This window comes from Leptothoe kymatousa TAU-MAC 1615, assembly GCF_018739865.1.
Classification (GTDB): domain Bacteria; phylum Cyanobacteriota; class Cyanobacteriia; order Phormidesmidales; family Phormidesmidaceae; genus Leptothoe; species Leptothoe kymatousa.
In genome coordinates this window covers 279,383-292,038 of sequence record NZ_JADOER010000011.1, presented here as the reverse complement: position 1 = coordinate 292,038, position 12,656 = coordinate 279,383, and the positions used below count along the sequence as shown (strand labels likewise).

The window sequence follows — 12,656 nt, the reverse complement described above, 5'->3', positions numbered from 1 at the left end:
CCAGCTATGCTCCGCTTTTGTGAAAGCGTTGATTGAGATGGCGACGGGCCATGAAAAATGGGCTGGCCAGGCTGGCCGTGTAGAGTGTGAGTTCGCAAGCGGCCACATCATCGTTCCAAACTGCCTGGCGATAGCGGAGGCAGTGGAGCAGAATTTTGCGTACATCGTTGATGGTATAGAGCACAAGCATAGGGGCTCGTTGCCATGGATTGCAGCTCAGCATGCGAGTCCGGTAACGACTCAGACCAATCCCGCGACAAAGCTTTTTCAGATATTGGCGAGTTAATCGAGCCGCAGGAATTTGATGTTGTAGGCGCATGTGGGGGTTGTACCAGATTTCCCAGCCAGCTCGTTGGATATGAAGAATAGATTCGGTATCTTCCCCAGTTAGCATGCTTTTGGCAGTGCGACCGGTCAGCACCAGTTCTTTAGGAACGTTATCCAACCATACCTGACGCCTAACGACCATCCCTGCTGAGGGGGGGATCACTTTCTGGCTTGGGTCATACATCATGGGGGCAGAGCCTCGTTCTGTTAACGCCAGAAGTGCAGCAATGCGCTCAAAATTTTCAGGCGGCTCAGTTTCGAAATTTCCTCGGATACGACTGGCGATCACGCCCGCTTTAGGATAGTTTTCGGCAAAGCGATACGCAGCCACCAACCAGGTCATATCCGGTAACGTGTCGTCATCTAGAAAGCCAATCAGAGGACTGGTGGCAATTTGAATCGCTTTTTGACGAGCGTAGGCAGCTCCTTGCTTTGCTTCAAATGCATAGCGCAAAGGGATCTGCTGATTCCACTGTTTTTGATATTTGTGGACGATCTCCGCTGTGTTATCGGTGCTGTTGTTATCAACTACGATGACTTCCCAACTCAGTTCGTGGGCATTTAGCTGCCAGCGTAGGCACTCAAGCACCATGGGCAAACGACTTCCTCCGTTGTAGGTGGGAATCGCTACTGAAAAATCCAAACCGACCTTATTAGGAAAAAGGCGACTAAATACATGTCTTAAACTAACAAGACGATCGACATGTTCTAATACGCTAATCATGGCGATAAAACCTAGGAAAATGGTGATGTTATAGCGTTCTTTTCTAAGCTTGCCTGGCTGACGCTGTTTTCAGCATTCCCCCTAGGAGAATGGGGATTTACAACGACAGGGCTGATCTGGAAAATTCACGGAACAGTCAGAATTTTTACGGATTTTGACGCCATTCAGTATCCTGAAAATTTACGAAGCTTGAGCACATCTGCTGTAGAGCCCGCGTTTGGCCATGGTCAAGACTTTCTCTGGGTAGTCGCAACATAACTGCTGTATCCCTTGCTGCTAGGCGATCCCCGTTGACAGCCTAAATTGGATTAGCTATATTGATTTGCCAAACTATAGGTTGACGTCACCATGAAAGCATCTGACTGGCTAGAAAACCTACCGGAAAGACTGATTGCTGCGAGGAAGCTAGTTTTTCCCACCATGACTGATGCGGCCAATGCCCTGGGCGTGAGTAAACAGGCGCTGGAGCAGCGCGAGCGCAAACGCTATAAGGGGGCCAAGATAGAAACTCTCATTACCATGCTGAAACTTTTGGAAGAGCAGGCGATCATTAGCCCACCTAAAGAAAACAGCTAGCTATTGGATACTGCTTTGACAATAAAACGGACCCTACTGGATTCGAACCAGTGACCGACCGCTTAGAAGGCGGTTGCTCTATCCACTGAGCTAAGGGTCCTTACCTATTGAGTCAGTGGCGACTCAACTTTCTTAATAGGCATTCACCTAAAGATAGTGATTTAATTATCACCATTCTGATCATAGTTTCAAACTAAGCTTATCGGTTCAGTGAGGTTGTGCGCAATCTCTCATATTCATGAAGCCCTCAAAACGGCGACTGTCGGTGCGGCGTACGGAACTGGGTACGCTGAGGCACGTGATGGTTTTAGTCAACGGTTTTCTACTATCGTAGTGAGTTAGGTTGGATTTACTTAGAAGTCAGCAAATGCCCATCGTCTGACTAATGGTTTACTCGCTCAAGTCAGTAGCATCAAACCCTTTGGGTTAGCATTTATCAGCGACACCATGTTCATCTTAAAGCGTCAGGATGTAGAAATCGGTAGCTTTCAGCATCCGTCTAAAGAACAAAAGATTCCGATCTTGTCCTATCAAGGGCAGACATTTCGTCTGCTGAGTGTTTTTAATGCTGCTCAAGAGGAAGAAGCGCATACCCTGTGGCGAGATTTAACTGACAATCGTGGTAAAGCCTGTGTTCTCCTCGAAGAGCCAGAGCGATTTAGTGTTTGGGGCAAAATTAATTTAGAGCAATCTTCTAAGGGGGCTCAACCTGTACAGACTGCTGTGAATGGTGTCAGTGCCATCTTTGTGAAAGCCGGTATTTTGATTATTCAGGCGATGTATGAAGATGTGGCTGATTTGATGGGAGGTAAGCAGGCTAAACGTTTTGAGGGAGATTTGGCGGCGGTAGGTGCCCAACTACATTTGCCTGACTTGGGCTCGGCGGAATCTGTAACGGGGATACTTAAACTAGATCCATTTTCAGCATCGTTGCCACCGTGGCAGACGAGCCATCTCAATACGATATTTAAGGAACTACATCGTATTGGCAGAAGCTATTTTGGCCGTTCTAATTTTACTGACCGGGCGTTAGAAGCTCTAGATGAACTGTCGCCCACGGAGCGAGATGCATTTCTAAAGTGGCTTAAGGAGTTATCTAGCGGCCAACTTTGGCAGTAGCTTGACTCTACCGTAGGCATTGCTTTTTTTTGCAAACCGTGGCTTTTGGCGTACTTTGTGGGTATGCTGCGTTTGCGTAAATTATATATTTATCGAACTTGATAAATTTACCTGGTAGATATGAGGACGTAGGAGTATGTCCTTTGTTTCCCAGTTGTGGTGTTGAATCATCCTATGGGGTGATGGACTTCTAAGGGGGACTTCGTCCCTCAACGGTCAGCTGAGCAGTTTAAATATTGCCTATGCTGCATAATTTTCGGTGTTATTGCATTAGGGAGTAGAGCTTTGACGCAGTCTTCCAAGGCTTTTCAAGCCAATTCGCAGTCTACCTTGGTTCTATGTCTCGGTTGGGGCGTACTTTCCGTACTATTCTTTCTACTATTTGGTGCGCTTGCACCCGGAGAAGCGGCTAGGCCAGGTTGGTTTTTGGTCTCGATTACTTTTTTAGAAATTTTTGCATTTTTGCTGGCGTCCTATCTGTGTATTCGTAATTCTGGAAGTTCGCAGATTATCAGTGGTCGAACCGTATGGCTGGCTTTAGGCCTTGCTATGTTGGCCTATGCGGCGGGCAATGTGTTCTTCTTCCTGTGGGGCACTGTGTGGGGCTTGGACCCATCCGTATCTTTGGGTGATGGCTTTTATTTTATTAGTTACATTGCCATGGCCATCGGTATGTTGTTGGCGGCATTGCCTCGACGTATTGATCTGACGATTCCTCAATGGATCATGATTTTTGCCATTGGTTCGGTGGGGGTGATTTTAGCCTGTGTGCTGAACTATGGTTTGCCATCAGCTAGTGCTCAGCTAGGGGCACAACCGGCTATTGCGGCTGAGTATGATGTTATTAGTCAAGCGGCGCCTCCGGCGGAAACTGAATCAGTGGTAGAGCCGATTGAAGTGCCTTCGAGTGAGCCAGCGGAGGGTGAGGCGATTGCGGCACCTGTGTCTGAAGATGCGGCGGAAGAGGTGGTTGCAGGGCTGTTACCTGCGCCGGCTTGGGCCCAGTCTTTGGATACTGCTTTGGAGAAGTTTTCTGATCCTGTGGTGCTTATGTACGTGATTGCTGATTGCTTTCTTGTGGTGATTGCGGCGGCATTGTTAGTGGCGTTCTGGGGGGGGCGTTTTTCGCAATCTTGGAAACTAATTGCGATCGCAACCTTCTGTTTATATATCGCTGATATGGCGTTTGCTGCTTCTGGCGATAACTATACGGAAGGTGCACTATGGGAAGTATTTTGGACCTTCTCGGCCTTGTTTTTTGCGGCTGGAGCGGCCATCGAATATAACGTTTCTAAAAGGTCGCGCCGGGGATCACGTCGTCGGGCATGACACTCGGCCTAAACCTGGCATACTAGAAAAACGTTTTTACCTGCCCTTGAGGGTGTTGTTGTATGGCACCGCGCAAATTGTCTGACGCTGATAAACGTGATGTGGTTGAGATTTATCGCCAACCAGGGGAGACCACCTCTACCATTGCCACACGTTATGGCGTGAGTACCAGCACCGTCAGTCGTATTTTAAAGATGCAGATGCCGGAGGATGAATACCGGGCGCTGATCGCCCAAAAGCGTTCTGCGCCGTCGGAAAAAGTTGCCGCCGCCGATAGTGAAAACTCGCCCCAGGCAGAGCCACCGGCAAAACCAATACGCCGTGCGAGAAAGCGTTCTCGGGCGGTGTCTGCGGATGGGGAAACTCAGGCTGTAGATGCAGGGCAGCTAGAGCTATTGGCAGAAGCCGATGGGGAACCCAGTGGCGGTAAAGATGCAGATGACGTTTCAGCGGTGGCCACAGAATTATTGACTGAGCCCGTTCTTCGTAAGAAAAAGTCGTTGGATGATGAAGATCTAGATGACCTCGATGATCTAGGCGATGACGATCTTGAGGATGAAGACCTCGATAATGATCTGGATGCGGAGTTTGATGATGACGATGAGTTTGATGACGATGGCGATGACATAGGGGGCGACGAGTCTTCCCTGGTGGGCAATTCGGTGGAGATTATGCCGATCTCCGATGCCGTATTTCCTCGCACGTGCTATTTGGTCGTCGATCGCCTGTCAGAATTGATTACCCATCCCCTCAAGGAGTTTGCTGAGCTCGGCACGATTCCGGTAGAGCAAGAGTCTGCTTTGACGCTGCCGGTCTTTGATAATCATCGGGTGGCCCGTCGGTTTTCGCGGCGCAATCAGCGAATTATCAAAGTGCCCGATGGCCAAATTATTACGAAGACGTCTTCCTATCTCCAGGCGAAGGGCATCACCCATTTGCTCATTGATGGCAATATTTATTCCCTGTTGGGATAGCCATTATTAGAGATCGAAGTTGAAGCCTGTCTTGGCTAGCTGTTTATATTTAACATCGTCGAACTTGTAGAGCTGGGCGGCTCGGTGGGCAACGTTGGTTTCCTTTTCGTCTAAGTCTATGAGGATGTCGAGCTTGAGCAGTTTTTTGCGAAAATTGCGCTTGTCAAAGGGGCGATCTAGCACAATTTCGTAGAGGCGCTGTAGCTGACTTAGGGTGAACTTTTGGGGCAGTAATTCAAATCCGATGGGTCGGTGGCGAATGGAGGTGCGCAGTGCTGCGATCGCATCCTGCATAATTTTCCCATGGTCGAAGGCGAGGTTTGGCTGGCGGCCAATGGCCCACCAGCACGCTTGTTTGGCATCAGTTGCCGCCTTCACCTGATAGTCCCAAAGATTTACCAATGCATAGAACGCCACGGTGATTGTGTGTCCCCTCGGATCGCGCTGAGGTTGTCCATAGGCCTGTAGCTGCTCCAGAAATACGCCCTTTACGCCCGTTTCCTCACCCAGTTCGCGGCGAGCGGCCTGCTCCAACGCTTCATCTGGCCGCACAAAACCACCCGGCAAGGCCCACTGCCCCACAAACGGTGGGAGCTGGCGCTGAATCAATAAAACTTGCAATTGATCGGTTTTGCCGAGGCCAAAGACCACACAGTCAACCGTCACTGCTGGTCTAGGGTAATCGTAGCTATGGGCCATTGACGATCTAAGGCTAATTCGCTATAACCAAAATAACCTTAGTGTAATAAATACACAAAGTTTTTCTTTATTTTGGTTCTATGCTCGGTGCAATTGCAGGAGACATCATTGGCTCTGTTTATGAGTTTGACGCTCACAAGACCAAAGATTTTCCATTGTTTACAGATCAAAGCACGTTTACCGATGACACTATTTTGACGGTGGCGGTGGCTGATGTAGTACTCCACGGCGGTGGCTATGGTGATGCGTTTAAGCGGTTTTATCGGTTTTATCCCAATCCATGTGGTGGCTATGGCGCTCGGTTTCAGCGTTGGGCCGCTGCTGCCCAGGGCGAACCCTATAACAGCTGGGGCAATGGTGCGGCGATGCGGGTGAGTCCGGTGGCCTATGCCCATCAAACATTGGAGGCTGTGTTACAAGCGGCGAAGCAAACAGCGATCGTGACCCACAACCACCCAGAGGGAGTTAAGGGGGCTCAAGCGACGGCGGCAGCTATTTTCCTTGCCCGTCAGGGGCAGTCAAAACCGGCGATTAGGCAGTATGTGGAACATCAGTTTGGCTACGATCTCAGTCGTACCCTGAACCAAATTCGCCCGGGCTATACCTTTAACGAGTCTTGTCAGCAGACCGTCCCCGAGGCCATCACTGCCTTTCTCGAATCCACCAGCTTTACCGATGCCATTCGCAATGCCGTTTCCCTGGGGGGCGATGCTGATACGCTCACCTGTATTACGGGGAGTATTGCTGAGGCTTTCTATGGAGAGGTGCCCGAGGCGATCAGCGATCGCGTTTGGAGCATTCTAGATGAGCGTCTCAAGACCCTAATTGTTCAGTTTAAGGCGGCGCATATGCCCCTACTGAATGCATAAAACTATGGCTTCACTGTTGGCGGCGCCCATGCCTCTACTGAGTATATAAACTACGGCTTCACTGTTTGCGGCGCACATGCCTCTACTGAATGCATAAAACTATGGCTTCACTGTTGGCGGCGCATATGCCCCTACTGAATGCATAAAACTACGGCTTAATTATTTTTGGAGACCCACACCATGGCCCTGCCAATTCCTGAGTTCTTTACCGCTGACACTGTGGGGGAGGTGTGGCGTGTGCCCTATGAGCAGCGGGCCATCCAGGCCCAATCCTGGGCGCAAAGCCATGGCGTTCAACCGGCGGTGGCAGACAGCCCTAGGCTATGTCTGTTGGCCATTGATGTGCAAAATACGTTTTGTATTCCTGGGTTTGAACTATTTGTGGGGGGCGCGTCTGGCCATGGTGCCGTTGACGATACGCGACGTTTGTGCGAATTCGTGTATCGCAACCTGGGGCATATCACCGAAATTGTGCCGACGATGGATACCCATAAAGCCGTGCAGATTTTTCATGCTGCGTTTTGGGTCGATGGTGAGGGCCGCATGCCTGCTCCGATGACCATGGTGGAGTTAGATGCGGTGCGCGCTGGCCACTGGCGCGTAAATCCTGCCATTGTGCCGAGTCTGGGCATGCCGCTAGAGCAGCTAGAAGAGTTTGCCCTGCACTATGTAAAACGGCTGAGCGCAGATGGCAAATATCCTCTGACGGTGTGGCCCTACCATTCTATGTTGGGGGGCATTGGCCATAGTTTGGTCTCCGCATTTGAGGAGGCTTGTTTCTTTCATAATTTGGCCCGCCAGGCGCAGACGCGGTTTGAATTAAAGGGCAGCAACCCGCTCACTGAGAATTACTCGGTGCTGCGGCCAGAGGTTTTGGATAATGGGGCCGGGCAATCGGTGGCGACGAAAAATCAGGCGCTGATTCAACACTTGTTAACCTTTGATGCGGTTGCGATCGCAGGGCAGGCAAAAAGTCACTGTGTCGCGTGGACCATTGATGACTTGCTCAGTGAAATTCAACAAATCGATGCGGGCCTAGCTCAAAAAATTTACTTATTGGAAGATTGCAGTTCTCCCGTAGTGGTGCCTGAGGTCGTCGATTTTTCCGCCGCCGCTGATGAGGCATACCAGCGGTTTGCTGACGCGGGTATGCACGTTATTCAATCAACAACTGATATTTCAAACTGGTTATTAGCCTAAAACTATAAGCCAGAATTTTATAGTTTTTTAATACTGATTATCTACTGGTTCTTAAGAATGAACTGTTGGCTTTAAATACGAGCTTAATTGAGTAACAAACTATTAACTATGTAGAACTCAATCTTTGAGGATTTCAGACAAGTGGCCGAATTTGATTAAAGAAAAGAATCGGGTTTAATTTTCTTGTAGCTAGCTGAGATCATTGTGGTAAAGGCTTTTCCCAAAGGGGACTGCATTTTCTTAGTCATGCTTTGCCGACAACAAGTCTGTAAATTCATGCGCCTTTTGGCAGATTCAAGACAGTTTACGGAGCTTAGTTATTTATCAAAATGTGGCAAATTTCTAATTATTCTGTCATCTATTGAATAAGTCTATTAAAGTGAAAGCTAACGCGGTTCAAAAAATATTAGCTGTCACTTTCTTTATGAATTTTTGCTATTCCTGAATGGCGTGCATCAGGCGTTATTCCATGTCCGTTAAAGACGTTTAATCAGTCTTCTGTTATGCATTGTCCCTGTTGTCAGACCTCTTCCTTAAAGCGCGATCGCTTGAATGAATTTTTAGCAGTCCATGCCTGTGAAGCCTGCGAAGGGCAGTGGATTTCTTCCTATGACTATTGGCATTGGTTGGAGTGGGAAACCAATGATGAACCCATTAAGCCTTGCGACCATGTGGATTTAAGCGATCGCTTAGAGGTTGCCGATAATAGCCGTGCCACCTTTTGCCCTGAGTGTCATCACCTGATGCGTCGCGCGAAAGTGGGCCACGGGTTAGAGTTCTATTTAGATCGTTGCTCCCACTGTGGTGGCAGCTGGTTTGACAAAGGCGAATGGGAAATTCTTAAGGCCTGCAATATCCACAACAAGGTGCACTTAGTCTTTTCAGAGCCCTGGCAGTCCCAGATTCGTCAGGCCGAATTTAATCGAGTTTTAGAAGAGACCTATCGCAGTGCCTTAGGTGATGACGACTATGCCCAGGCTTTAGGAATTCGTGCCTGGCTAGAACAGCATCCCCATCGCGATTACATTATTTCACTGTTGAATCAAATTCCTCCGGCTGAGGATGAGTCTCGCTATGTCCACATAGACAAGGCTCCGCCCCAAAATGATCTACCTAAGCCTGTGATGAATGATCACCATTCCATGGTGGCAGGCAATGGTGGTGGCGTTGCTCAATCCTACGAATATCCCCAGCCAGCGAAGTAATCGATTGAGCGACTGCACGTAACCTTAGGTTGCCATGGATAAGCTCCTGGTTCGATGAGGCGGACGCTGTTGCTGTCGTTTCCTCTATAAAAACAGGCGGTTTCGCTTGGTTGATGTTTCGCAGCTGGTTGTCTGTTGCACGCTGCCCTTGCCAAGGGGGGTGTCACCTACTCTTCGGTGGTTAAGGTCAGTACTTGGGGCGGTGTAGCATCGGGGGGATAGAGAAATTGCACCTCTACGGATCTGTTTTCTCCAGGTTCTAGGGTGAGCTCTACTAGGGGTGGCCCCACTTGTCCACGGCGTTGGACAAGGTGAATATAATCCGCTTTACGTTCGCCCCGATCGTTGGCATACAAAAATAAGATGGTGCCGCGAAAGAAAATTCGTGAGCTATGGGGATTTAAAAACGTTAGGGCGTTTTTGATAGTTTCGTTTTGCAGCGGTGTTTGAACGGATAGGGCGACTTTTTGTGGCTGATCCGTAGGGTTGTGGAGCGGGAGTGTGAGGTCATACTCGGTGCCATAGTTGCCGTGGGCCCGGTGGGCCGTATCCCGATAACGCCGCACCATGGGGGCGCTTTGGATTTGTCTGGTGCCAAAGGTGTTGCGGTCAACTGTGCTGAGGGCGTAGGAAAGTTGTTCGCCTGGATTTGGAATATTGAGTTTGTTGGAGCGCCGATCGGTCAGGGTCGCTTGCCAGCGCGACCCTTGACTAACGCCAGCGACTCGACCATAGATAAAGGGCGTGGCGCGCGACCCAGGACGTGAGGGGGCGTGGTCCCGTGGTGTTGCTAATGGGCTATTGGCCAAAATCTGTAGCCATTCGTTTAATCTGGGGACGCGTTCGCCGCCGTTGGCGGTTGCAGGGGCCAACATGCTTAAGCTGGCTACGTAGACTGGCCCACTACTGGAAAGGCGGATCAGTGTGGAACGGGCATTGCTGCGGTTGCCCCCCAGGGTGTCGGGCAGGGGGGGGAGTAGTTCGCTATCGGGGGCCAGGCTGCCATCGGTCGGTACGGCTAAGCGACGCACCGGGATGGGGGCATTCATCAGTAAATAAGATTCTCGCCCTGGAATGGTGATGGGTTGAGACCAGAGGGCCTGCCTGCGATCGCGCAGAATCTCATTCATCAGACGGCTGCCGGGGCCTGAGAATTGTGTGCTGGCAAGGTTGAGCTCTACATCACTGCGGCCATGCCAGGGAGCTTCTTGGCTGAGGTAGCTAGCGGCTTCTCGAAACCGCAGGGTGACCGGTCTGCGGCTGGGGTTGTGAACCACAATGCCCAGGTAGCGGGTGCGGGTATCTCGGTCGCCCTGGGCTTGCACCACATGGTGAGCAAAAATATCAAAGCGCCCTTCAAAGGCATAGTCTAAATGGGCGTCGGGCGTCGCTTTGCCACGGGAGGGAAAGGTGGAGAGGAGAATGCCCTCGTCATTAATAATCTCTGGGCTGTTGCTATTAAAGACAGGAACAGTATCCAATGCCCCCGGCAATGGCCGCACTTCTTGAATGTGGGGAATAACATCGCCCTGGGTTTGGGCGATTTCACTGTTTGGGGTGAAGGACGTAATAGATGGTGTTACAGACCCCTGGTTTACTGCAGGCTGAAGGGATAGAGCCGCCGGAATAGCAGCGTACAACGACAGTAAAAATGACAGTGGACTCATAGTAGTGGCAAAAAACAGGGATGGAGAGCCGATAACAGCACATCCAGCCCGATCGATGTGAGAAAGCGAGTGCTGTTAATAGCTGTCGCCTAAACTACCATTTCATCGGTAGCTGATTTTACCGACTGTGCCGTTTATGGGGTTGGTTCCTCAACTGGAGCAGATTGTTGTTTCCTCGGGGGCAATGCCTAAGCCGTCTGCTCCAGCAACGTGCCAATGGCGCTAGCCGTTAGCTGTTCAACATGGGGTAAAACCAAGGCCGCACCGCTTTGTTTGAGGGTGTCGCCATAGCGGTTTTGATAATCGGCATTGGTTTGTACATGGGGCGGCAAAATGCCCACGCCTAGCCATCGCCGCTGGGGAAATTCCGCTCGCGCTGCGGTGATAGTGGCCATATCGGCGACGGTGTCTCCGGCGTACAGCACGGGTAACCCAGGTGGGACAGATTTCTCAAGGTGTTTCACCGTCATGTATAGCCCCGTTGGATCGGGTTTACCGGGGGCATCCTCCATGGCAACTAAAATAGGATTTTCCAGGCCAATGCGCTGTCGCAAGATGTAGTTGGCGGATCCTCGGGTGGCACCGCTAAAAAATGCGGACGGGACACCCCCCTTGGCTAATTCGTTGAGGTAGTTCGCGGTCATTAAGACGGGTTCCTGGGTAATGTAACCCGTCCATTGGCTGGGGTCCTCGCCTTTGCCGCGATACTGCTCTTGAAAATAATCCACAATGGCATCGTAGTCACCGGTGTAAGCATTGCCGGATGCTTGGCCATGGCGTTTGATCAGCTCCTGGGACGCTTTCCAATCATTGTTCCAAATGCCCTCACTTTTAAGCTGATCCAGGTCCGTCGGTGTGGGGCGATAATCACCGTTGGTAAAGTGTTCGACCGTATCGGCAATGGCCCGTCGATAGGATCCGCCAACATCACGGACAACACCATCGATGTCAAAAATCGCTAGGGCAATGGGATTAGGCATTGTGGAGATATAAGAATGAAGTTTTGATGTGATTAAGGCAATGAATGCGCTAGAATTATAGACCGTGTAGTTTTAAACTAGACCGTGTAGTTTTGAAGCCAAGAGGCGTACAGCGGAGGTATTCATTGTCTCGATTTATCTTAAAGGTTCTCTGGCTCGACAAGGATGTGGCTCTCGCAGTGGATCAAGTAGTGGGCAAGGGATCGAGTCCGCTGACCTCTTACTTTTTCTGGCCCCGTAATGATGCGTGGGACCAGATGAAGACAGAGCTTGAGTCCAAAACTTGGATTGCTGAAGAAGAGCGCATTGATTTGTTGAACCAAGCCACTGAAATCATCAACTATTGGCAAGAGGGCGGAAAATCTCAGACCATGCAAAAAGCAGCTGATAAGTTTCCCGATGTTGCGTTTACTGGTAGTTCATGATTTAGTCCGTCAATGATTTAGCAAAGAGCCCGTCAAGGTTTAGGTCCTTGGCGGGCTCTTTGCTGTAGTCGTAAAAAACAATAAAAAAGGGCTGGCTGTTTTCTAAACAGCCAGCCCTTTTTACCAATTACTTGCAAGCTCAGTCGGTTAAATACTACCGCCAGCAGCTTGAACGCGAGCCCGTGCCTTTTTCAGGGACTTAGTAGCCTGAATAACAGCCTGCTTGTCATCAGAAGCAACGCCCTCTGCTTCAGTTTTGGCAGAGGTATACTCTGCTTCGGCTGCAGAAAGGTCAATGCTATCACCACGCTCGGCGCCATTGACCAAGACAGTAACTTCGTTGTCTTCGATTTCAGCAAATCCGCCCATTAGTGCGATCGCAATCCAATCCTTATTGGATCGAACCCGCAACACGCCAATGTCCAGAGCTGTCAGTAAAGGAGCGTGACCGCTCAAAATACCCAATTGACCAGTTGTACTAGGCAGCACAACCTCTTCCGCTTCAGCATCCCAAATAGTTTTGTCGGGAGCTATTACACGCACTGCTAATGCCATAAAACTC

The 12,656-nt window shown here is 50.1% G+C and carries 13 protein-coding genes and 1 tRNA gene; 8 read left to right on the top strand and 6 right to left on the bottom strand.

All coding sequences use genetic code 11. From position 1 onward, the window contains the following. Window positions 1-4: 4 nt before the first annotated feature. The gene (hpsE, locus tag IXB28_RS12965) at window positions 5-1,051 is read right to left on the bottom strand and encodes a hormogonium polysaccharide biosynthesis glycosyltransferase HpsE (protein ID WP_215619012.1); all 1,047 of its coding nucleotides are present in this window, start codon (window positions 1,049-1,051) and stop codon (window positions 5-7) included. A gap of 348 nt (window positions 1,052-1,399) precedes the next feature. Here hpsE and IXB28_RS12960 point away from each other — a divergent pair, with 348 nt between their 5' ends. Continuing rightward, window positions 1,400-1,627, top strand: a complete 228-nt coding sequence (locus IXB28_RS12960; protein ID WP_215619011.1) for a hypothetical protein — start codon at window positions 1,400-1,402, stop codon at window positions 1,625-1,627. A 27-nt stretch (window positions 1,628-1,654) separates the two neighbouring features. Here IXB28_RS12960 and IXB28_RS12955 read toward each other — a convergent pair. Next, window positions 1,655-1,727: transfer RNA gene (locus tag IXB28_RS12955), tRNA-Arg, on the bottom strand. A 347-nt stretch (window positions 1,728-2,074) separates the two neighbouring features. Here IXB28_RS12955 and IXB28_RS12950 point away from each other — a divergent pair. The 3 genes from IXB28_RS12950 (at window position 2,075) to IXB28_RS12940 (ending at window position 5,049) form a co-directional block, all read left to right on the top strand. Then, window positions 2,075-2,746: an Npun_F0813 family protein gene (locus IXB28_RS12950; protein ID WP_215619010.1), complete on the top strand. Its 672-nt coding sequence runs from the start codon at window positions 2,075-2,077 to the stop codon at window positions 2,744-2,746. A 426-nt stretch (window positions 2,747-3,172) separates the two neighbouring features. Further along, window positions 3,173-4,075 (top strand): hypothetical protein, encoded by a 903-nt coding sequence (locus IXB28_RS12945; protein WP_246559768.1) that lies wholly within the window; start codon window positions 3,173-3,175, stop codon window positions 4,073-4,075. A 62-nt stretch (window positions 4,076-4,137) separates the two neighbouring features. Beyond that, a complete protein-coding gene (locus IXB28_RS12940) occupies window positions 4,138-5,049 on the top strand; it encodes a helix-turn-helix domain-containing protein (protein ID WP_215619008.1) in 912 nt (303 codons plus the stop codon). A 6-nt stretch (window positions 5,050-5,055) separates the two neighbouring features. Here the strand turns inward: IXB28_RS12940 and IXB28_RS12935 are convergent, their stop codons facing one another. Continuing rightward, window positions 5,056-5,748 carry an NUDIX hydrolase gene (locus tag IXB28_RS12935; protein ID WP_215619007.1) on the bottom strand — a complete coding sequence of 231 codons (693 nt, stop codon included), beginning with the start codon at window positions 5,746-5,748 and terminating at the stop codon, window positions 5,056-5,058. 80 nt (window positions 5,749-5,828) lie between these two features. Here IXB28_RS12935 and IXB28_RS12930 point away from each other — a divergent pair, with 80 nt between their 5' ends. From IXB28_RS12930 to IXB28_RS12920, 3 genes are all read left to right on the top strand, one after another. Continuing rightward, complete coding sequence (locus IXB28_RS12930) at window positions 5,829-6,617, top strand: ADP-ribosylglycohydrolase family protein (protein ID WP_215619006.1); 789 nt, start codon at window positions 5,829-5,831, stop codon at window positions 6,615-6,617. 180 nt (window positions 6,618-6,797) lie between these two features. After that, a complete protein-coding gene (locus IXB28_RS12925) occupies window positions 6,798-7,817 on the top strand; it encodes a cysteine hydrolase family protein (RefSeq protein WP_215619005.1) in 1,020 nt (339 codons plus the stop codon). A gap of 503 nt (window positions 7,818-8,320) precedes the next feature. Further along, the gene (locus IXB28_RS12920; RefSeq protein WP_215619004.1) at window positions 8,321-9,022 is read left to right on the top strand and encodes a zf-TFIIB domain-containing protein; all 702 of its coding nucleotides are present in this window, start codon (window positions 8,321-8,323) and stop codon (window positions 9,020-9,022) included. A 167-nt stretch (window positions 9,023-9,189) separates the two neighbouring features. Here the strand turns inward: IXB28_RS12920 and IXB28_RS12915 are convergent, their stop codons facing one another. Beyond that, the gene (locus IXB28_RS12915; protein WP_215619003.1) at window positions 9,190-10,689 is read right to left on the bottom strand and encodes a DUF3370 domain-containing protein; all 1,500 of its coding nucleotides are present in this window, start codon (window positions 10,687-10,689) and stop codon (window positions 9,190-9,192) included. Between the two features lie 188 nt (window positions 10,690-10,877). Further along, entirely contained in the window at window positions 10,878-11,669 is a 792-nt protein-coding gene (locus IXB28_RS12910) for a TIGR01548 family HAD-type hydrolase (RefSeq protein ID WP_215619002.1), read from the bottom strand. A gap of 92 nt (window positions 11,670-11,761) precedes the next feature. Between IXB28_RS12910 and IXB28_RS12905 the strand changes: the two genes are divergently transcribed. After that, the gene (locus tag IXB28_RS12905; protein WP_215619001.1) at window positions 11,762-12,094 is read left to right on the top strand and encodes a 30S ribosomal protein PSRP-3; all 333 of its coding nucleotides are present in this window, start codon (window positions 11,762-11,764) and stop codon (window positions 12,092-12,094) included. Window positions 12,095-12,241: 147 nt separating this feature from the next. Here the strand turns inward: IXB28_RS12905 and atpC are convergent, their stop codons facing one another. Beyond that, the gene (atpC, locus tag IXB28_RS12900) at window positions 12,242-12,649 is read right to left on the bottom strand and encodes an ATP synthase F1 subunit epsilon (protein ID WP_215619000.1); all 408 of its coding nucleotides are present in this window, start codon (window positions 12,647-12,649) and stop codon (window positions 12,242-12,244) included. Between the last annotated feature and the right edge of the window lie 7 nt (window positions 12,650-12,656).